The sequence below is a fragment of the Cryobacterium sp. SO2 genome (assembly GCF_026151165.2).
In the GTDB taxonomy this organism is placed as follows: Bacteria; Actinomycetota; Actinomycetes; order Actinomycetales; family Microbacteriaceae; genus Cryobacterium.
The window spans coordinates 365,155-384,882 of the sequence record NZ_CP117849.1 but is presented as its reverse complement, the minus strand read 5'-3'; the positions used below and the strand labels follow the sequence as shown (position 1 = coordinate 384,882).

16 protein-coding genes are annotated in these 19,728 nt (G+C 67.5%); 5 read left to right on the top strand and 11 right to left on the bottom strand.

Annotated elements, in window-relative coordinates; translation table 11 throughout:
• Positions 1-42: 42 nt before the first annotated feature.
• The 4 genes from BJQ94_RS01820 to BJQ94_RS01805 all read right to left on the bottom strand — a co-directional run bounded on the left by BJQ94_RS01820 (position 43) and on the right by BJQ94_RS01805 (position 4,361).
• A complete protein-coding gene (locus tag BJQ94_RS01820) occupies positions 43-1,059 on the bottom strand; it encodes a LacI family DNA-binding transcriptional regulator (RefSeq protein WP_265400638.1) in 1,017 nt (338 codons plus the stop codon).
• 19 nt (positions 1,060-1,078) lie between these two features.
• On the bottom strand, positions 1,079-1,984 hold the full coding sequence (locus tag BJQ94_RS01815) for a carbohydrate ABC transporter permease (RefSeq protein ID WP_265400637.1): 906 nt from the start codon (positions 1,982-1,984) through the stop codon (positions 1,079-1,081).
• Between the two features lie 3 nt (positions 1,985-1,987).
• Positions 1,988-2,857, bottom strand: coding sequence for a sugar ABC transporter permease (locus tag BJQ94_RS01810; protein ID WP_265400733.1), 870 nt, complete (start codon positions 2,855-2,857; stop codon positions 1,988-1,990).
• Between the two features lie 202 nt (positions 2,858-3,059).
• Positions 3,060-4,361, bottom strand: coding sequence for an extracellular solute-binding protein (locus BJQ94_RS01805; protein WP_265400636.1), 1,302 nt, complete (start codon positions 4,359-4,361; stop codon positions 3,060-3,062).
• A gap of 246 nt (positions 4,362-4,607) precedes the next feature.
• On the opposite strand from BJQ94_RS01805, the gene BJQ94_RS01800 reads away from it, so the two are divergent.
• Complete coding sequence (locus BJQ94_RS01800) at positions 4,608-6,599, top strand: beta-galactosidase (RefSeq protein WP_265400732.1); 1,992 nt, start codon at positions 4,608-4,610, stop codon at positions 6,597-6,599.
• Between the two features lie 100 nt (positions 6,600-6,699).
• Here BJQ94_RS01800 and BJQ94_RS01795 read toward each other — a convergent pair whose 3' ends face one another.
• Entirely contained in the window at positions 6,700-7,374 is a 675-nt protein-coding gene (locus BJQ94_RS01795; protein WP_265400635.1) for a cyclase family protein, read from the bottom strand.
• 270 nt (positions 7,375-7,644) lie between these two features.
• Here BJQ94_RS01795 and BJQ94_RS01790 point away from each other — a divergent pair, with 270 nt between their 5' ends.
• On the top strand, positions 7,645-8,751 hold the full coding sequence (locus BJQ94_RS01790; protein ID WP_265400634.1) for a hypothetical protein: 1,107 nt from the start codon (positions 7,645-7,647) through the stop codon (positions 8,749-8,751).
• 25 nt (positions 8,752-8,776) lie between these two features.
• Here BJQ94_RS01790 and BJQ94_RS01785 read toward each other — a convergent pair whose 3' ends face one another.
• Positions 8,777-9,937, bottom strand: a complete 1,161-nt coding sequence (locus BJQ94_RS01785; protein WP_265400633.1) for a cystathionine gamma-synthase — start codon at positions 9,935-9,937, stop codon at positions 8,777-8,779.
• Between the two features lie 28 nt (positions 9,938-9,965).
• Positions 9,966-11,330: a cystathionine beta-synthase gene (locus BJQ94_RS01780; RefSeq protein ID WP_265400632.1), complete on the bottom strand. Its 1,365-nt coding sequence runs from the start codon at positions 11,328-11,330 to the stop codon at positions 9,966-9,968.
• 273 nt (positions 11,331-11,603) lie between these two features.
• Between BJQ94_RS01780 and BJQ94_RS01775 the strand changes: the two genes are divergently transcribed.
• Together BJQ94_RS01775 and BJQ94_RS01770 are read left to right on the top strand one after the other, a co-directional pair.
• On the top strand, positions 11,604-12,299 hold the full coding sequence (locus BJQ94_RS01775) for a DUF3105 domain-containing protein (RefSeq protein ID WP_265400631.1): 696 nt from the start codon (positions 11,604-11,606) through the stop codon (positions 12,297-12,299).
• Positions 12,280-12,957 carry a DUF305 domain-containing protein gene (locus BJQ94_RS01770; RefSeq protein WP_265400630.1) on the top strand — a complete coding sequence of 226 codons (678 nt, stop codon included), beginning with the start codon at positions 12,280-12,282 and terminating at the stop codon, positions 12,955-12,957. Before BJQ94_RS01775 ends, BJQ94_RS01770 begins: the two co-directional genes overlap by 20 nt.
• 37 nt (positions 12,958-12,994) lie before the next feature.
• On the opposite strand, the gene BJQ94_RS01765 is transcribed toward BJQ94_RS01770, so the two are convergent.
• The 4 genes from BJQ94_RS01765 to BJQ94_RS01750 all read right to left on the bottom strand — a co-directional run bounded on the left by BJQ94_RS01765 (position 12,995) and on the right by BJQ94_RS01750 (position 18,363).
• Positions 12,995-14,875, bottom strand: a complete 1,881-nt coding sequence (locus tag BJQ94_RS01765) for an ABC transporter ATP-binding protein (protein ID WP_265400629.1) — start codon at positions 14,873-14,875, stop codon at positions 12,995-12,997.
• Between the two features lie 71 nt (positions 14,876-14,946).
• Entirely contained in the window at positions 14,947-15,927 is a 981-nt protein-coding gene (locus BJQ94_RS01760) for a carbohydrate ABC transporter permease (protein WP_265400628.1), read from the bottom strand.
• On the bottom strand, positions 15,924-16,895 hold the full coding sequence (locus tag BJQ94_RS01755; RefSeq protein WP_265400627.1) for a sugar ABC transporter permease: 972 nt from the start codon (positions 16,893-16,895) through the stop codon (positions 15,924-15,926). Before BJQ94_RS01755 ends, BJQ94_RS01760 begins: the two co-directional genes overlap by 4 nt.
• Positions 16,896-17,001: 106 nt before the next feature.
• Complete coding sequence (locus BJQ94_RS01750; protein WP_265400626.1) at positions 17,002-18,363, bottom strand: ABC transporter substrate-binding protein; 1,362 nt, start codon at positions 18,361-18,363, stop codon at positions 17,002-17,004.
• A 309-nt stretch (positions 18,364-18,672) separates the two neighbouring features.
• On the opposite strand from BJQ94_RS01750, the gene BJQ94_RS01745 reads away from it, so the two are divergent.
• Entirely contained in the window at positions 18,673-19,686 is a 1,014-nt protein-coding gene (locus BJQ94_RS01745) for a LacI family DNA-binding transcriptional regulator (protein ID WP_265400625.1), read from the top strand.
• Positions 19,687-19,728 lie beyond the last annotated feature (42 nt).

The following is a 19,728-nucleotide window of genomic DNA, read 5'->3' as shown; positions in this document are numbered from 1 at the left end:
TCCGGCGGCCGGGGCGGCGTGCCGCGCCCGCCGGGTGGGCGGTCAGGCGCTCGCGCGCACCACCAGGTCGGTCGGCAGCACGATCGTGGCGGGGCGTTCGCCATCGATGACCCGAAGCAGCAACCGCACCATTTCCTCGCTGATCCGCTCGAAAGGCTGGTGCATGGTGGTCAGCGCCGGGGTGATGGCGGTCGCAATCGGAGCATCGTCGAAGCCGCCGACGGCGACGTCCTCCGGCACCCGGCGCCCCGACTGCAGCAGAACATCGATGGCGCCGGCGGCCATGACGTCGTTGGCCGCGAAGACAGCGTCGAGGTCGGGGTGGCGCTCCAGGAGTTCGGTCATGGCGAGGGCACCGCTCGACCGACTGTAGTCGCCTCGGGCCACATAGCTCTCGTCGAAGGCCCCCTCGAGTTCGTCGGCATACGCCTCGAACCGACGCATGCCTCCAGAGGTATCTTCGGGACCGGCGATCGTTGCGATGCGAGAGCGGCCGAGCCCGCGCAGGTAACGCACCATCTCCCTGGCGCCGTCGTAGTCGTCAGCGGCGACGTAGCCCATCTTCTTCTCGAAACCGAGCGGCACCCCGCAGGCGATGGCGGGGACGCCGGCGGCGATGATCTCGGAGATCAGGCCGCGCCGGCTGCTGTGCGAGGAGACCAGGAGCACACCATCCACGTGGCCGGCGGTGATGAACTCGGTGGCGCGACGCTGTTCGTCTTCGTTGCCCGCCATGATCAGCACGAGCGAGATGTCGTGCGCGGACAGCGCCTTCGACGCCCCGCGCATCAGCACGGCGAAGTTCGGGTCTTCGAACAGCCTGTCGTGTGATTCGGTGAGCAGGAACGCCACCGAGTTCGCCCGGCTCGTGGCAAGGCTCCTGGCATGCGGGTTGACCCGGTACCCGGTCTTCTTGATGGCAGCGTTCACCGACGCCAGGGAATCCGGGCTCACCCAGTGGCCGCCGTTGAGCACCCGCGAGACCGTGCCGCGGGACACACCGGCGGCGGCGGCCACGTCATCGATGGTCGGACGGCGCTTGGCGGGGGGCGGGGTCACGTGTGAAGCCTAGCGACCGTCAGGCCTTGACCGCACCGGCGGCGAGGTCGACCTTCCAATAACGCTGCAGCACGAGGAACAGGATGATCAGCGGGATGATCGACAGCAGGGCTCCAGTGATCACGAGGGTGTACATCGACGGTGCGCTCGCACCCTGATTGAGCAGGCCGCTCAGGCCCACCGTCACTGGGAAGAGCTGGTCGTCGCCGAGCATGATGTACGGCAGCATGAAGTTGTTCCAGACCGCGACGAACTGGAACAGGAAGATCGTCACCAGGCCGGGGCCCATCATCGGCAGGGCGATGCGGTTGAAGATGTAGAGCTCCCCCGCACCCTCGGTGCGGGAGGCCTCGATGACCTCGGTGGGCACGGATGCCGCCGCGTAGATGCGGGCCAGGTAGATGCCGTACGGGCTGATGATCTGCGGCAGGAGCACCGACCACATCGTGTTGGTCAGTCCCACCTCGGCGAGCAGGAAGTACTGCGGGATCGCGAGGATGACGCCCGGCACGAGCACGCCCATCAGCAGGATCGAGAAGACCACCTTTTTGCCGGGGAACTCGAACTTGGCCAGGACGTAGCCGGAGATCGCCGAGATCCAGGTCGAGGCCAGGGCGCCAACGCCGGCGTAGATCGCGGTGTTGAGCACCCAGCGCCAGAACAGGCCGCCCCGGTACTGGCTGAGTTCCACGATGTTGTCCCACAGGTGGGTGCTGGGCATCAGGGTGAAGGTGGAGAACAGTTCTGAGCTGTCCTTGCTCGACGCCATCAGAACCCAGAACACCGGGAACAGGCAGTAGATGGCACCGATGATGAGGATGCCGGTGGAGACCGGGCTGGCCTTCTGGCGGAAGACTCGGGCCGAGGCCCGCTCCGCTTGACGCCGGGTCCGATCGGTGCGGGCGCGCGTGAGCGTGGTGGTCATGGGTCAGTCCTCCTGGCCGAAGGCACGTTTCTGCACGACGCGCAGGAACAGGAATGAGAAGGCGAAGGTCACCAGGGCGATGACGATCGAGGTCGCCGCGGCCGAGTAGATGTCGTCGCGAGTGAAGGCATCCCGGTAGACCAACATCAGCGGCGACCAGCTGGTGGACAGCGAGTTGGTGAGCGGGCGGAGCGTGGTGGGCTCGGCGAACACCTGCAAAGTGGCGACCATGGAGAACAACGCGGTCATGACGATCGCCGGCGCGATGATCGGGATCTTGATGCGCAGCGCGATTTGCACCTCGCTCGCACCGTCCAATGTGGCCGCTTCGTAGATGTCGGAGGGCACCGACTTGAGGGAGGTGTACATCACGATCATGTTGAAGCCCACCCCGCCCCAGAGGGCGATGTTTGCGATCGCGAAGGTGACCCCGCCAGAGGACAGCATCGACGGGACGTCCCAGCCGAGCTTGTCGAAGACAAAGTAGAACGGGCTCACCGCCGGCAGGTAGAGGAACCCCCAGAGCAGCGAGCTGATCACGGCCGGCACGGCGTACGGCAGGAAGATGGCGGTGCGGGAGAAACCGGCGGCCCTGGTGCGCTTGGAGTCCAGCAGCAACGCAAAAAGCAGCGCGAGTCCGAGCATCAGCGGGATCAAGATGAAGCCGTAAAGCAGCACGCGGCCGACACTGGCCCCGAATTCGGTGTTGGTGAGAGTCGCGACGTAGTTGTCGATCCCGGCGAAGACGGCGGTGCGGGCTCCGGAGCCGAGTCCGAGACCGGACACCTTGGTCTTCTGGAAACTCAAGTAGAGCGTGTAGAGGATGGGCGCGGCCATGAAGGCCACGAAGAGGATGATGCCGGGCGCCAGCATCGCGTACGGCACGAGCACCCTCGATCGGAAGGTCCCTCGGCCCCGGCGAACCGGCGGCGCACTGCTCCTGGTGGCCACTTCGGCCTCTGTCACTGTCACGAGTTGTCCTCAATCGACGCGAGTGTCTGGGGTGGGTGATGATGGGGTGGGTCAGGCGGGGTGTGGGGGTCCGCCGGTTTGCCGGCGGACCCCCGGGACCGAGCTACTTGACCGTGAAGCCGTTCTTCTTCATATCGTCCGTGGTGATCTTCTGCATCGCGTCGACGGCGTCCAAGAAGGCGCTCTTCGTCTTGGCGTCCGCCGCTTTGGCGAACTCGTCGTTGTACGCGCTGTAGGCGACATTCACGTTCGGGCCGTAAGTGAACGGGCTCACCGTGGCAGCCACCTCGGCGGCGACGTCGTAGAAGTCAGGCTGGTTGCTGAAGAACTCCGGCGGCGCGGTGAGCGCAGCCTTGGCCTGTTCGGCATCCGCTGGGTAGATGCCTGACGTGGTGACGAGGGCCTGCACGGCGTCGGCGTCGGTGTTCAGCCAGGTGGCGAACTCCGCGGCCTCCTTCGGGTGGTCGGACTGGGTGGTGACGGCGGTGGACGATCCACCCCAGTTGCCGGTCGCGGGCGCATCGACGTCCCACTGCGGCATCGGCGCGGCCTCCCAGAGCCCGGCGGTGTCCGCGGCGTTCCCGCCGAGCACGCCGGGAGCCCAGACGGCGCTCAGCCAGCCCACCTGCTCGCCGTTATTGAGCCCGGCGTTCCACTCCGGGGTGTACATCGGCTTGTTGTCGATGACGCCCTCTTCGACGAGGCCACCCCAGTAGCCGGCGACGGTTTCGGTGGGGGTGGCCGCGATGTCCACGCTCCACGCGTCCCCGTCGATGCCCCACCAGGAGGCGCCGGCCTGCTGCGCCATGCCGGTGAACCAACCGGCGTCGTTCGATGAGAAAGTGCCGAGGTACTTGGACGGGTCCGCGGCGTGCACCGCACGGGCCACCTCGGCGTATTCGTCCCAGGTGGTGGGCACGGCCAGGCCGAGGTCGGCGAGGATGTCGGCCCGGTAGTAGAACATCATCGGGCCGCTGTCCTGCGGGATGGCGTAGATCGCGTCTGAGCCCAGTGTGACTGAATCCCAGACGCCGGCGGCGAAGGAGTCTTCGATGTCGCCGGCACCGTACTCGGACAGGTCGGCGAGGGCATCGGAGGAGACCAGAGTGGGGATCTTCTGGTACTCGGCCTGGATCAGGTCCGGCGCACCGCTGCCGGCCTTGATGGCCGTAAGAAGTTTGGTGATGGCGGGGTCGCCGCCATCCTGCTTCTGCACCGTCACCTGGATGTCGGGGTTCTCGGAGTTCCAGATGTCCACGACCTGCTCGAGGTTCGGCGCCCAGGCCCAGTAGTTCAGCTTCACCGGCCCTGCGTCACCGCCGCCCGCCTGTGCCGAACAACCTGACATGAGCAGGGTTGCGGCAGTGGCCATGGCCACCGCCCCGACTCGAATCGACGTGCGCATCTCGTCCTCCTTGATGAATGCTGGTGCTGTGAGTGGGCGCCCCTGGTGGATCATCAGGTCTTCGCGACGGCGATTGGACGATGCGACTGGGAGCGGTACTAGTAATCCACACAAATTTTCCATTGTCAACAAGGGCCCTGCATCTGGCTTCTGTCACAGCACTGTGTTAGAACTGGGAGCGCACACAGTAAAAGGAGCCCGAGACCAATGTCGATCCAGACCCCACCACCCGCCGATTCCCCCGCCATGCAGCGGTTGCTGAACGGCACGACCGGGATCCGCTACGGCGGCGACTACAACCCCGAGCAGTGGCCGCGCGCCACCTGGCTCGAGGACATCGAGTTGATGAAGCAGGCCGGCATCAACCTGGTGAGCCTCGCAATTTTCTCCTGGGGCATCCTGGAACCCCGCGAGGGTGAATACGACTTCAGCCAGCTGGACGACATCATCGAGCTGTTGCACGCGGCCGGCATCGACGTCGACCTGGCCACGCCCACCGCCGCTCCGCCGGCCTGGTTCTGGAAGAAATACCCGGACTCCCGCCCGGTCACGCGCGAGGGCATCACCCTGGGCAACGGCTCCCGCGGCATGGTCAGCCCGTCGAGCCCGGACTACCGCCGAGCCGCAGCCCAGATCACCGAACAGCTCGCCCGCCGGTACAAGAACCACCCGGCGCTCGTGCTCTGGCACGTGCACAACGAATACGGCGCACCGATCAGCGACTCCTACGACGACTACTCCGTCGCCGCGTTCCGGGCCTGGCTGCGCACCCGCTACGGCACCCTGGCGGTCCTCAATGAGAAGTGGGGCACCACCTTCTGGGGCCAGGTCTACGGCGAGTGGGACGAGATCGACGCACCCCGGCAGTCCGCCTCGGTGAGCAATCAGGCGCAGCGCCTGGACTTCCACCGGTTCACCTCCGACGCGTTGCTCGAGTGCTTCATCAACGAACGCGACGTCATTCGCCGTTTCACCCCCGACATCCCGGTCACCACCAACTTCATGGCCACCAACTGCCTCTCCGCCGACTACTGGCGCTGGAGCCGCGAGGTGGACGTCGTCTCGAACGACCACTACCTGGTGGCCGAACGCGCCGACAACCACGTGTTGTTGGCCATGGATGCCGACCTCACCCGGTCGCTGGCCGGCGGGGCGCCCTGGATCCTGATGGAGCACTCCACCGGGGCGGTCAACTGGCAGCCGCGCAACATTGCCAAGCGGGCCGGCGAACTGGCCCGCAACTCGCTCTCGCACCTCGCCCGCGGAGCGGACGGCATCCTGTTCTTCCAGTTCCGCGCCTCCAGGTTCGGCGTGGAGAAGTTCCATTCGGCGATGCTCCCGCACGCGGGCGCCGAGACCCGCATCTGGCGAGAGGTCGTGGCGCTCGGCCAGGCCCTCGGGGAGCTCGCCGACGTGCGCTCCTCCCGGGTGCGCGCCAGGGTCGCTCTGCTCTGGGACACCGAGTCGTTCTGGGCCCAGGACTTCGAGTGGCGTCCAAGTGTGGAGCTCGGGCACCGCGAGCGCATCGAAGCCTTTTACACGGCCTTGTGGAACCGCAATGTGACCGTGGACTTCGCCCACCCGACCGGCGACCTCAGCGGCTATGACCTCGTGATCGCACCCAGCCTGTACCTGGCCGGGCCCGCAGCATCCGAGAACCTCACCGGTTACGTGCGAGCCGGCGGCCACCTGCTCGTCTCCTACTTCTCCGGCATCGTCGACGAGAACGACACCGTCTACGCCGGTGCAGCACCGGGAGCCCTGCGCGAGGTGCTCGGCCTCAGCATCCCCGAGTTCCTCCCGCTGCACGAGAGCGAGACCGTCACCCTCAGTGACTCCCGCACCGGCAGCGCCTGGACCGACGATATCGAGGTGTCCACCGCCCAGGTCCTGGCCAGGTACGTGGACGGGCCCGCGGCGGGCGGGCCGGCCATCACCCGCAACGCCTTCGGCGACGGCGTTGCCTGGTACCTGTCCACCAAGCTCATCGGCAACGACCTCGATTCACTGCTGCTCGACGTGCTCACCGCGGCCGGTATCGCCCCGGCCCGGGTCATAGGCGGCCTGGAGTCGGTCACCCGGTCCAGCGACACCGCCGATTTCGTCTTCCTGATCAACCACACGGATGCCGACCAGGCGGTGCCTGCCACCGGCACCGAGCTGCTCACGAACACGGTCGTCGGGGGAACCGTGCTGGTGCCCGCCGGGCTCACCCGCGTGGTGCGCTCCGTCCGGTAGCCCGCCCCACTCCGCTCCCCCGCACAATTGTTCCCCGAACGGACTTGTGCACCCGGCGCACCGGGTGCACTTGTCCGGGTGGGGAACGGTTGTCCCTCGGTTAGGGCAGCCGGGCGAATGCCCGCACCGGGAAGGTGCCGAAGTCGCGCACGCGCGGAGGCACGGCGAAGAAGTGCGCTCCCCGGTCGGGCAGGGCGGCCAAGCCGGTGAGATGCTCGACGACCGGGATGCCCGCGGCCAGCAGGAGCGAGTGCGCCGGACGGGTTCCCCCTGACTCGGTGTCGTCGATGTTGAGCGAGTCGATCCCCACCAGCGTCACGCCGGCCGCAACCAGGGCTTCCGCGCCGGCCTCGGTGAGGAACGGTGCACCGGACGCATAGGCCGGGGTGCCGAAGTGCAGGTCCCAGCCGGTCTGCAGCAGCACGGCGGTGCCGGCCAGCTGCTCCCCGGCGAAGACCGTCGCCGGGATCCCGCGCCCGGTCGCCTGGTCGTGCCTGAAGACACGGGCGGGCAGGTCGGCCAGGGAGTCCAGGGGCAACCCGGCCAGGTCGGTTCCGCCGTCGAAGCGGTGGAACGGGCTGTCCAGGTAGGTGCCGGTGTTGCCGATCATGGTGATCGTGTCCATCGCGAATTCGGTGCCGGCCGCGTAGTTGCTGCGCGAGTCCGCCCGGGTGAGGTGGGGGGTGATCACCGGGACCGGAAGCCCGGGGTAGGTGACCAGGCCGGCACTGATCTCGTGGCTGAGCTCGACGAGGCGGGAGTGGGATGTCGTCATGCGGGGTTCTCCTGCTGGGTCTGTCCGTCGGCTGGGCGCCCGTCGGGTGAGGTTCCAGTGTGCCGAGCCGGGTGACCCGCGGCGACCTGTGACCGGCCACTCTGCGTCGATTTTCCGCCATGACCTGGGCTCGGACTCACTCCCACCGGCCCCGAACTGGGGGTGATCAGGCCGGCCGCAGTCGGTAATGAGGACTATTCAGCTTTGACGCGCGGGCGTTTACTGTCTGGGCCGTCCCTTCCCGAACGGGGCCGGCCAGGGACGGCAGCCATGCGCTCAGCGAGAACGCCCACGGAGATTCGCCCGCCGAGCCGCGCTCCGCGGTCCGCGCACGGCCACCGGAACGCGCCCGCCGCACTGCTCGCGCTCATCGGGGTGCCGCTGCTGCTGGCCGGCACCGCCCTCACACTCGACACGAGCCAGGTCGTGGCGTCGGCGTCGGCGGCGGCGCCACGACTCACCGCCGTCGACGGCTTCCCGACGTCGTCGCGCACGGCGACCGCCGCGATCGTCCACGCCGACGCCGTGCTTGCCGACGCCAGGGCCACGCTCACCGACAGCGCCGGCCGGGTGCTCGACGAGGAGGCGCGCACAGTCCTGGCCGAGAGCATCCGCTCCACCACGGCCTCCGTCAGACGGGCCGAGAAGGTGGTCGACCGGGCCGCACTGCAGGCCGACCCGCTTCGCTCGGGCGGCAGGTTCTTCTCGCCGCCGGACCTCGCGCGGGCGACCCAGACCCTGCAGCGGATGCCCCTCACGAACGGCGCCGACCTGGCCGAGGTAGCCGACGCTCTCGACGGCACAGCAGACGCCGTGACGGCGGCCGTCGCCAGCTGGCAGGCAGAGCAGGAGAGGCTCGCGGCCGAGGAGGCAGCCAGAGTCGAGGCGGCCAGGGTCGAAGCCGCCAGGGTCGAGGCCGCCGAGGCCGAACGGGTCGCGGCCGCCGCCGCCGCATCCGCCCAGGAGTCCCAGGCCGCACAGGCCGCCCAGGCCGCCCAGGGCGGAGGCACCGCGGACCCGGGAGACGACGGTGCGCCGGCCGGGCCGGCCTCGGTTGACAAGTACGTCTGGACGAGCGGGTTCCAGACCGAGATCGACGCCTGCAACGGCGCGGTGGACGTCACCGGCAACTACGGTGTGGCCGTCATCGCCGAACACTGGTCCTGCGGCGGGGCGTGGTTTCCCGGCAGCGGCACCGTGATCACCCTCTCCGGGGTGCGTTCGGGCACCTACCTGGTGGGCGGCGTCGCCGCGGTGCTCAACGCCAACACGCAGGGCATCGGCGACGTTCCGCGCGGCTACGACCTGCTGTACCAGACCTGCATCGACGGCTCGAACACTACGATGTCGTTCACCGTCCTCACCCGGATCGGCTGACCGACCGCGGGCATCCGCTCGCCGGTCAGGCGGCGGGCAGCGCCTGGGCGAGGTCGGCGAGCAGGTCGTCGATGTCTTCGATGCCCACGGAGAGGCGCACGATGTTGGTGGCGACCTCGAGCTCGGTGCCGCGCACCGAGGCGTGCGTCATCTCGGACGGGTAGTTCACCAGGGACTCCACGCCGCCGAGCGATTCGGCCAGCTGGAACAGGTGCATCGACTCGGCGAAGAGGCGGGCCGCGCTCTCGCCGCCGTGGAACGCGAGGGACAGCATGCCGCCGAAGGCGCTCATCTGGGCCTTCGCGAGTTCGTGGCCGGGGTGGCTCTCCAGGCCCGGGTAGTAGACCTTCTCGATGGCCGGGTGGGTCTCGAGATACCGGGCGATGGTGAGCGCGTTGCTGCTGTGCCGTTCCATGCGCACCGCGAGGGTCTTGATGCCGCGCACGGTGAGCCAGGCATCCAGCGGCGCCGAGACGGGTCCGGCCGCGAACTGGATGAACGCGGTCTTCTCGGCGAGCTCGTCGTCGTTGATGACCAGGCCGCCGCCGATGACGTCGGAGTGGCCGCCGAGGTACTTGGTGGTGGAGTGCACAACGACGTCGGCGCCGAGGGCGAGGGGCTGCTGCAGGGCGGGCGAGGCGAAGGTGTTGTCCACCACCACGAGCACGCCGTACTTGTGGCCGACCTCGACCAGGCCGGCGATGTCGCTGATCTTCATGAGCGGGTTGCTCGGCGTCTCCACCCAGAGGATCTTGGTCTCACCGGGGATGATCGCGGCTTCGACGGCGGCCAGATCGCTCATCTCCACGGTGGTGTTGCGCACGCCCCAGGCGCCGTGCACCCGGTTGATCAGCCGGTGGGTGCCGCCGTAGACGTCATTGCCGAGCACCACGTGGTCGCCGGGCGTGAGCACCGCACGCAGCAGGCTGTCCTCGGCGGCGAGGCCGCTCGCGAACGACAGGCCGTGCTTGCCGCCCTCGAGCGCGGCGAGCATGGTCTCCAGCGAGGTGCGGGTGGGGTTGCCGCCGCGGCTGTACTCGTAGCCGCCGCGAAGCACCCCGATGCTCTCCTGCACGTAGGTGGAGGTCTGGTAGATCGGCGGGATGACAGCACCGGTGGTCGGGTCGAACTCCTGACCGGCGTGGATGGCGATGGTGTTGAACTTCTTGTTCTCTGTAGTGCTCATGACGGGTCTCTTTCGAAAAATCGTGGAGTTAGACGCTGAGGTAAGTGAGGAGGTCGTGCCGGGTGATCACGCCGAGCGGCTTGCCACCGTCGGTCACGAGCAGGGCGTCGTGGTCGGCGAACGCGGCGCGGGCCGAGCCGACGGGCTCGTTCACGCCGATCAGAGGCAGCGCGTCGCCCACGATCGAGCCGACCTTGTCGGTGAGCTTGGTCTCGCCGGAGAAGACCCGGCCCATCAGGCTGCGCTCGTCGAGGGTGCCGACAACCTCACCCATCACGACGGGCGGTTTGGCGGCCAGGACCAGCAGCTGCGACACGCTGGCCGAGGTCATCGTCTCAATCGCGTCGCGCACCGTGTCGTTGGGGTGCACGTAGACGAACGCGGGCAGCGTGCCGGTCTTCGACGCGAGCAGGTTGGCCACGGTGTGGCCGGCCGGGGCGTTGCTGAAACCGTAGCTGCGCATCCAGCCGTCGTTGAAGATCTTGGCCAGGTAGCCGCGGCCACCATCGGGCAGCAGCACGACCACGACGGCGTCGGCGGGCAGGTCCTTCGCGGCGCGCAGCGCGGCCACCACGGCCATGCCGCTCGAGCCGCCCACCAGGATGCCTTCTTCGAGGGCCAGGCGGCGGGTCATCGCGAAGGAGTCGGCGTCGGAGACGGCGATGATCTCGTGCGGCACGGCCGGGTCGTATGCAGTCGGCCAGAAGTCCTCGCCGACGCCCTCCACGAGGTACGGGCGCCCGGTGCCGCCGGAGTACACCGATCCTTCGGGGTCGGCGCCGATGATGCGCACGGCGTCGTTCGACACCTCGCGCAGGTACCGGCCGGTTCCGGTGATGGTGCCGCCGGTGCCCACGCCGGCCACGAAATGGGTGACGGTGCCGTCGGTGTCGCGCCAGATCTCGGGGCCGGTGGACTCGTAGTGGCTGAGCGGACCGTTCGGGTTGGAGTACTGGTTGGGCTTAAACGCCCCGGGAATCTCCCGCGCCAACCGGTCCGAGACGCTGTAGTAGGACTCCGGGTCGTCCGGCGCCACGGATGTGGGCGTCACGACGATCTGGGCGCCGTAGGCGGTGAGCACATTGCGCTTGTCCTCGCCCACCTTGTCCGGCAGCACGAACACGCACTTGTAGCCGCGCTGTTGCGCCACCAGGGCCAGGCCGACGCCGGTGTTGCCGGAGGTGGGCTCGACGATCGTGCCACCGGGCAGCAGCTGGCCGTCTCGCTCGGCGGCGTCGATGATGCGCGTGGCGATGCGGTCCTTGGCGGAGCCGCCCGGGTTCAGGTATTCGAGCTTGACCAGCACGGTGGCGGAGACGCCCTCGGTGACCTTGTGCAGTTTGACCAGTGGCGTATTGCCGATGAGGTCGAGGATGGTGTCAGCGATTTTCATGGATGATCCTTCGTCTGGGAGACGTGGTGCGGTGCCGGTGGGAGAGACCGGTGCCTGTGAATGGGCGGTCCTGGAACCGAAAGTGAGGGGTGCGTGGGTCGGCTAGAGACAGCAGCGACAGGGACACGACGTCAGAATGATCACTCCCTCACTCTAGTCCGCGGGCGCAGGCCTCGACCAGCCTGTGAACCGTCTGTGAGATCGGGGCCGGGGGAAGGCTCGGCCACGGTCCATGCGTTCGAATGAGAGAACAGCAAACGAAAGAGGCCCACCGTGACCCCTGCCCCGCCCACCGGCCCGTCCGGATCATCGTCGTCGTCGGCCAAGCCCGGCGTCAAACAGCAACGAGCCGCCCAACGGGCGCAAAAGCTGGAGCAGTACCACCGCGAGCAGAAGCGCAGCGCCCGCAACCGGCGCATCGGCCTCATCGCGGGCATCACGGCCGCCGTCGCCGTCGTGGGTCTGGTGATCACCTCGGTCGTGCTCACCCCGAAGAGCCCCAGCTACACCGCCGGTGGGGGCACCGGTGCCACGATCGAGGGCGTGCAGACCTTCGAGAACACCGCGGCGCACGTCACCACGCCGGTCAGCTACCCGCAGACCCCGCCGGCCGGCGGCGAACACAACCCGACCTGGCTCAACTGCGGCGTCTACACCGAGCCGGTGCCGAACGAGAACGCCGTCCACGCGCAGGAGCACGGCGCGCTCTGGATCACCTACGACCCCGCCATCAGCGATGACGACCTCGCCGCCCTGCGCGGTCTCCTGCCGTCGACCTATGTCATCCTGTCGCCGTTCGACGGCCTGCCGTCGCCGATCGTGCTGAGCGGCTGGAACTCCCAGCTGGGAGTCGACTCCGTCGACGACGAGCGCATCGCCGAGTTCATCCAGGAGTACTGGCAGAGCAACTCGGTGCCGGAACCCGGCGCCCCGTGCACCGGCGGTCTCGATGCCCCCGGAAAGGCGTAGTTTCGGCGCGCGCCGCGTCGCGCTGATCGTCACGGCCGCGGTCGCGGCCGTAATGATCGGCCTGGCCGGGTTCGCCGTCGGCCGTCTGAGCACCCTGGACAATCCCACCCCCACCGCGACGAGCGCCGAGGCCGGGTTCGCCCGCGACATGCAGGTGCACCACCTGCAGGGCGCTGAGCTGGCCATGATCATCCGCGATCGCACCGACGACGTCGACGTGCGCAGGCTCGCGTACGACATCGCCCTCACCCAGTCACAGCAGGCTGGGCAGCTCTACGGTTGGCTCACCGAGTGGAACCTGTCGCAGGCCGGACCCGAGCCGTCGATGACGTGGATGACCCGGCCGGGCCGGTCGGGGTCGACTCACGCCCACGACGCCGGTGACAGCAGTGCAGGTGCGCACACCCCGGGGGACCCGATGCCGGGCCTCGCCACCGACGACCAGATCGCCGAGCTCACGGCCGCGAGCGGTGTGGCGGCCGAGCGCACCTTCCTCACCCTCATGATCGCCCACCACCGTGGTGCCGTCGAGATGGCCGAGGCCGCCCAGGATCGAGCAAACAACACCTCGATCCTGGGTTTCGCCAGCGCGGTCATCACCTCCCAGGAGGCCGAGATCACCCTGATGGAGGGAATGCTGCAGTCTCGCGAGCCGTGACCTGAGCCCCGAAAACTCGAGTTTTTTGGGGCTTACCTCACGGCTCGCGGACCTGTTCTGCGTAGAGGGACGCGTACACCCCTGACCTTGCGAGCAAGTCCTGGTGGGTTCCGGTCTCTACAACGCGGCCCCTCTCGACGACGAAGATCACGTCGGCGGTCACGATGGTCGACAGGCGGTGCGCGATGGCGATGGTCGTGCGTCCACGGGATGCCGTGTCCAGGGCCGCCTGCACCACCCGCTCCGAGATCGAGTCGAGAGCACTCGTGGCCTCGTCGAGGATCAGCACCTCGGGGTCTTTCAGCAGCACCCTGGCGATCGCCACGCGCTGCTTCTCCCCACCGGAGAGCCTGTAGCCGCGTTCGCCGACGATGGTGTCGTAGCCGGCCGGGAACGAAGCGATGGTGTCGTGGATGTTGGCGGCGCGCGCGGCGGTCTCCAGCTCGGCATCCGTGGCCTCGGGCCTGGCATACCGGAGGTTCTCGGCGATTGTCGCGTGGAAGAGGTAGGTCTCCTGGCTGACGATGCCGATGTGCGAGACCAGCGACTCCTGGGCGAGGTCGCGCACGTCGATGCCGGAGAACAGCACCCTCCCGGCGGTGGCCTCGTAGAACCTCGGGATCAGGTACGACACCGTGGTCTTGCCCGCGCCGCTCGGCCCGACGAAAGCGGCGAACTCGCCGGGTTCGATGGTGAACGAGACCGCGTCGAGGGTCGGCCGGGACTCGGGCGCCGCATCCGGATAGGCGAAGGTGACGGCGTCAAACTGCACCCGCCCGTTCACGGCCGGGGCGGGGATGGCACCGGGCGCATCGCTGATGGCCGGGGTGAGGTCGAGATACTGGAAGATCCGCGCGAACAGGGCGCTCGAGGTCTGCAGGTCCAGGGCCACCCGCATGAGTCCGAGCAGGGGGAAGAGCAGCCGCGCCTGCACGGTGGTGAACGCGACGACGGTGCCCGCGGTGATGTCGGTGGCGCCGTTGGTGAGCAGCAGGCCGGCGACCAGGTACACGATGGCCGGGATGCTGGACAGGAAGATGCTGACCATGGCGAAGAACCACTGGCCGCTCATCTGCTGGCTGACCTGCAGCCGCACCTGGTTGTCGTTCTCGCCGGAGTACCGGGAGATCTCGGCCTTCTGCCTGGTGAAGCTCTTGGACAGCAGGATGCCGGACACGCTCAGGGTCTCCTGCGTGATCGCGGTCATGTCGGAGAGCGACTCCTGCGTCTTCGCCGCGATGCGGGCGCGCACCTGGCCGACCCGGCGCTGTGCGAAGACCAGGATCGGCATCAGGATCACGGCCACGATGGCGAGCTGCCAGTTGAGCAGCAGCATCGCCACGAACGCGGCGATCACGGTCACGGCGTTGCCGAGAATGCTCGAGACCGTGTTGGTGAGCACGCCGGCGACCCCGCCAACGTCGTTCTGCAGCCTCGATTGGATCACGCCGGTCTTGGTGCGCGTGAAGAAGCTCAGTTCCATGGCCTGCAGGTGGGTGAACAGCCGCACTCGCAGCTCGCCCATCACCGAGTTGCCCACGGTGGCGGTGAGCCAGGTCTGCCACACCCCCAGCAGGGCGGTGGTGATGTAGGCGGCGATCATCAGCACCACCAGAACGGTCAGCCGCTGCAGGTTCGGCCCGCCGGAGGGCGGGAACAGGCCTTCGTCGAACGCCCGCTGGATGAGCAGCGGAGGCAGCACGGACAACCCGGCCGACAACAGCACCAGGATCACCGTGACGGTGAGCTTCCTGGTGTGCGGGGCGAACAGCGCCCGGATGCGGCCGAGCAGGTTGGGAATCACCGGCGCCTCGGCGTTCTCGGCCTTCTGGGCGTCCTTGTCGTCGTTACTGACGCGGTTGCGGCGCCCCCGGAAATCTTCAGGGGGACGTCCGCCCCCGCCGTGCATTCCGCTCATGGTTTCACTCTAAGTCAGCGGACCGACCCCGGACTTCCGGGGCCGGTCCGTCGCTGCTCTGCCGGCGGGAACTACCCCTTGGTCGAGCCTGCCAGCAGCCCGCGCACGAAGTAACGCTGCAGGCTGAAGAACACGATCAGCGGAACTATCAGCGACACGAACGCGGCGGCCGTCAGACGTTGCCAGTCCTGGCCGCGGGTTCCGGTGAGCTCGGCCAGCCGCTGGGTGAGCGGCGCCACGTCCTGGGTACCGCCCGAGAAGATCAACGCCACTAGCAGGTCGTTCCAGACCCAGAGGAACTGGAAGATGGCGAACGACGCCAGCGCGGGCACGGCCAGCGGCAGCACGATACGGAAGAAGACCTGGCCGTGGCTGGCGCCATCCACCCTGGCCGCTTCGATGACCTCGCCCGGAATCTCCGAGATGAAGTTGTGCAGCAGGAAGATCGCCAGCGGCAGCGCGAAGATCGTGTGCGCGATCCAGACCGGCAGGTAGCCCTGCTCGGGGATCATCGGGATCAGGTCGTGGATCCAAGCCTGGCCGGGGCGCAGGAACTGGGTGAACATCTGCAGCAACGGGATCAAGGCGAGCTGCAGCGGAACGATCTGCAGTGCGAAGATCAGCACGAACAGTCCGCCGCTCCACTTGAACTTGATCCAGGCGAAGGCGTAGGCGGCCATGGCGGCGATCACCAGCGGGAACAGCGTGGCCGGAATGGCGATGGCCAGCGAGTTCACGAAGTACGCGCCCAGCTGCGGCGACGACTGCGAGGTGCTGAACAGCACCTCGGAGTAGTTGTCCAGGGTGAAGCCCGGGTTCTGGAAGATGGTCCACCAGCCGGTGGTGCTGATCAGGCCCGCGGGCCGGAACGAGGAGATGAACAGTCCGAAGGTCGGCAGGGTCCACAGCACCGCGATGACGAGGGCCACAGCCGTCGCCGGGCGCGACGTGAGCCGCCGCTTCACCCGCTCGGACTTGCCGACCACTTCAGCGGTCGTGTTCGCCTTGGTTCCGGCGCCCGGGATGGGCAGGTCGACTACGTTGTCGCTCATCGGATCTCCCTCTGCTGACGCAGGATTCGTACGTTGTAGATGACGATCGGCAGCACCAGGAGGAACAGCACGATCGCGAGCGCGGCGCCTCGGCCCTGCTCGCCGGCCCGGAAGGCCTGGGTGTACATCTCGTTGGCGATGACGCTGGTGTTGAAGTTACCGGCGGTCATGGTGCGCACGATGTCGAACACCTTGAGGGTGGCGATTGAGATTGTGGTGATCACCACGACCAGCGAACCGCGGATGCCCGGCAGGGTCACGTTGGTGAACCGCTGCCACGGGTTGGTGCCGTCCAGCTGGGCGGCCTCGATCTGTTCGGTGGGCACACCCTTAATCGCGGCGGAGCAGATGACCATGGCGAATCCGGTCTGGATCCAGATCATCACCACGATCAGCAGGAAGGTGTTGATCGGCGACGTCTGCAGCCACTGCACAGGTTCGATTCCCACCCAGACCAGGATCTGGTTGAGCAAGCCGATCTGGGCGTTGTCGCCGGACTTGAAGTCGTAGACGAAGCGCCAGATAATGCCGGCGCCCACGAACGAGATGGCCATAGGCATGAAGACCAGGGCCTTGAAGTACTTCTCACCGCGGGACTTGTCGATGAACACCGCGTAGGCCAGGCCGATCGCGGTGGAGATCGTTGGCACGAGGACGACCCAGATGATGGTGTTCCCGAGCGTCACGAGGGCAGCTGGCTGGGTGAACATCCAGATGAAGTTCTCCGCCCCGACCCAGTCACCGGAGTTGTTGGTGAAAGCCAGCAGCGAGGTGCGGAAGGCTGGGTAGATGAGCCCGACCAGCAGCAGCAGCACGGCGGGGAGCAGGAAGAAGGCGAGCTGGTAGTAGTCGCGCCCGCGTTTGGGCGCCTTGTCGATCAGGAAGAGTACTAGCCCGATGACGAGCGAGAAGGCGGCGAGAGCCGCCACCACCTGAATTATCTTGCCGAGTAGATCCGCGGTCGTCATTGGCCGGACCCTTCTATGGTCTCGAGAGGGGGTGGTACTAAAAGTTGGGGGGTGGTACTGCCGGGTGGGCCTGCCTCGCGGCAGACCCACCCGGGTGGAGCGGGTACTAGCTCTTCGGCCAGCTCGACTCGATGGTGTCGACGACCTTCTGGGTATCGTCGCCACTCAGCCAGGACACGATGCCCTTCCAGAAGGAGTCGGTTCCCACGGCGCCGGGCATCAGGTCAGAGCCGTCGAAACGGAAGACCGTGTTCGGGTCCTGCAGGATCTCGACGCTCTGCTTGAGGATGTCGCTGGAGGCGAGGGAGGCGTCGAGGCCGGTGTTGGCGCTGATCACACCGCCCAGCTTGACCCGGTTGTTCGCCCAGGTGTCGCTGGAGAGGTAGCTGAGCACTGCGGTGATCTCGTCGCTCTCCTTGAAGGCACCGACCAGCTCGCCACCACCGGTGACAGCCTGCTCTCCGCCGGCCTCTGCGGGCGGCAGGAGGAAGGCGTAGACGTCGCCGTCAGGCGAGACATCCACTGCCGACTCGTCGGCGTTCTTCCAGAAGCCCTCGTAGAACGAGGCCTGGTGGTGCAGTGCGCAGGTGCCGTCGAGCACCGGGAGGCCGGCGTCGCCGAACTCCGTGGAGATGATCGACGAGACGTCGCCGAGTCCAGCGTTGACGTAGTCCGGGTTCTTCAGGATGTCGCCGACCGAGTTGAAGGCCGAGACGATCGCGGGGTCGTTGAACGGGATCTCGTGCGTGACCCACTTGTCGTAGGTGTCGGCGCCGGCCTCGCGCAGGACGTAGTCCTCGATCCAGTCCGTTCCCGGCCAACCGGTGGCGTCACCCGATCCGACGCCGGCGCACCACGGCACGGTGCCGTCGGCGGCGATCTGGGCGGTGAGGTCCATCATCTCGTCGAGCGAGGTGGGGATCTCGTAGCCCTTGTCCTTGAACATCGAGGGCGAGTACCAGACGTAGCCCTTGACGCTGGCCATCAGCGGTGCGGCGTAGAAGGTGCCGTCGGACGCGGTGCCGTAGCCCTTCCAGTCAGCGGACCACCACTTGTCGACGTTGTCCTCGACAGCCTGGGGGGCAGGCTTGAGGAAGCCGGCATCCGCGAGCTTGTTGAACAGGCCGGGCTGCGGGATGATCGCGATATCGGAGGCGTTGCCGCCCTCGGCGAGAACGGCGATCTGAGCCTCGAACTCCTTGGTGCCCGTGTAGCTCACGGTGATGCCGGTGCAGGCCTGGAAGTCTGCCCAGGAGCTGACGAGGCGGTCGGCCTCGACGTCCTGGATCGTGCCGCTGATGGTGACTTCGGGGCTGCCCTCGAAGGTGCCGTAGTCGGTGTAGGCCGCGCAGTCGGTGTCCGCTGCGTCCTGGGCGGCGATGTCGCCGGTACAGCCGGTCAGGGCGAGTCCCATCACTGCGGCTGCAGCGACCGGGACAAAGAGCCGGCGGTGCTGTTTCACGCTCATGCAAATCCTCCTCGTTGAGTGTTGCTTGTGGCCGAGCCGGCAGGGCCGGTCGACCGGAATGTGTGGTGCAGGTGCTCGTGGTGACGCTTCTGGAAACGGTTGCATAAGGAACCGGTTCCACACCACAAAGTACGGCACCCGACCGTTCGCCACAACCCCGGATTGGTCACAGATTGACAAAGATCGCGCTCTCATTCCTCGGGACCTGCGAGAGGGTCACGCTTCGATTGCGACTTTATGGAACCGGTTCCATTCGCTCCCGGGTTGCGGCTATGGTGTCCACTAGCGTTTCCAAGGACGGAGGCTGGCATGAGCGCAATCGCCGATGTTGCGCGCCTGGCCGGCGTCGCCAAGGCCACAGCCTCCCGTGCGCTCAGCGGTCGCGGCTATGTGTCAGATGAGACCCGGAGCAAGGTGATCGCCGCCGCCGCCCAGATCGGCTACGTCGCCTCCCCCAATGCGGCGAGCCTGGTCACCGGGCGCACCCAGAGCGTCGGCGTTATCATCCCGTTCATCAGCCGGTGGTTCTTCTCCGAGGTTCTCGAGAGCCTCGAGCAGTCGCTATTGGCCCAGGGCTACGACATGACGCTGTACAACCTGCCCGCCCACTCGGCCGAGCGCGAGCGGGTCTTCGACTTCTTCCTCGCCCGCAAGCGGTTCGACGGCGTGATCTCGGTCGGCGTGGAGCTCAGCGACACCGAGGTCGCCCTGTTGCACCGGATGGGCCGCCCCCTGGTGGGGATCGGCGGCGAGATCCCCGGCGTGCACACTATCGCGATCGACGACATCGCCACCGCGCGCCTGGCCACCGAGCACCTGCTCAGCCTCGGCCACACCGACATCCGCCACGTGGGCGGTGACCAGGTGGACCAGATGGATTTCGCCGTGCACACCAAGCGGCTCACCGGCTTCAACGAGGCCATGCGCGCAGCGGGCCTGCCCACCGACGACGGCTTCTCGGCCTGCGCGTTCACTGTGCCCGGCGGGTACGAGGCAGGGCTGGCCCTGTTCGGCGACCCGCGCCGCCGGCCGACGGCGGTGTTCGCGGCAAGCGACGAGATCGCCGTCGGGCTCATCATCGCCGCCAGGGAGCTGGGCATCCAGATCCCCACCGAACTCTCGGTGATCGGGATCGACGGCCACCCGTATGCCGAGATGTTCCGGCTCACGACCATCGAACAGCATCCGCGCAACCAGGCCAGGATGGCCATCGACTCGCTCCTGGCGGAACTGGACCACACCGAGGGGCCCGAACGCACCGGACACCTCACCCGGGTGCCGACCAACCTGGTGATGCGCTCGAGCACCAGCGCCCCCCGGTGACCCGGATGCGCAACTGTCACCCGGGCGGGTTAACCTCGAGGG

Bases quoted from the DNA above. Each gene is read 5' to 3' on its own strand.
- BJQ94_RS01760 (WP_265400628.1), bottom strand. From the start codon at position 15,927: ATGAGCGACAACGTAGTCGACCTGCCCATCCCGGGCGCCGGAACCAAG.
- BJQ94_RS01770 (WP_265400630.1), top strand. From the start codon at position 12,280: ATGCCCCCGGAAAGGCGTAGTTTCGGCGCGCGCCGCGTCGCGCTGATC.
- BJQ94_RS01765 (WP_265400629.1), bottom strand. From the start codon at position 14,875: ATGAGCGGAATGCACGGCGGGGGCGGACGTCCCCCTGAAGATTTCCGG.
- BJQ94_RS01755 (WP_265400627.1), bottom strand. From the start codon at position 16,895: ATGACGACCGCGGATCTACTCGGCAAGATAATTCAGGTGGTGGCGGCT.
- BJQ94_RS01785 (WP_265400633.1), bottom strand. From the start codon at position 9,937: ATGAGCACTACAGAGAACAAGAAGTTCAACACCATCGCCATCCACGCC.
- BJQ94_RS01805 (WP_265400636.1), bottom strand. From the start codon at position 4,361: ATGCGCACGTCGATTCGAGTCGGGGCGGTGGCCATGGCCACTGCCGCA.
- BJQ94_RS01810 (WP_265400733.1), bottom strand. From the start codon at position 2,857: ATGCTGGCGCCCGGCATCATCCTCTTCGTGGCCTTCATGGCCGCGCCC.
- BJQ94_RS01800 (WP_265400732.1), top strand. From the start codon at position 4,608: ATGCAGCGGTTGCTGAACGGCACGACCGGGATCCGCTACGGCGGCGAC.
- BJQ94_RS01790 (WP_265400634.1), top strand. From the start codon at position 7,645: ATGCGCTCAGCGAGAACGCCCACGGAGATTCGCCCGCCGAGCCGCGCT.
- BJQ94_RS01815 (WP_265400637.1), bottom strand. From the start codon at position 1,984: ATGACCACCACGCTCACGCGCGCCCGCACCGATCGGACCCGGCGTCAA.
- BJQ94_RS01780 (WP_265400632.1), bottom strand. From the start codon at position 11,330: ATGAAAATCGCTGACACCATCCTCGACCTCATCGGCAATACGCCACTG.
- BJQ94_RS01745 (WP_265400625.1), top strand. From the start codon at position 18,673: ATGAGCGCAATCGCCGATGTTGCGCGCCTGGCCGGCGTCGCCAAGGCC.
- BJQ94_RS01750 (WP_265400626.1), bottom strand. From the start codon at position 18,363: ATGAGCGTGAAACAGCACCGCCGGCTCTTTGTCCCGGTCGCTGCAGCC.
- BJQ94_RS01795 (WP_265400635.1), bottom strand. From the start codon at position 7,374: ATGACGACATCCCACTCCCGCCTCGTCGAGCTCAGCCACGAGATCAGT.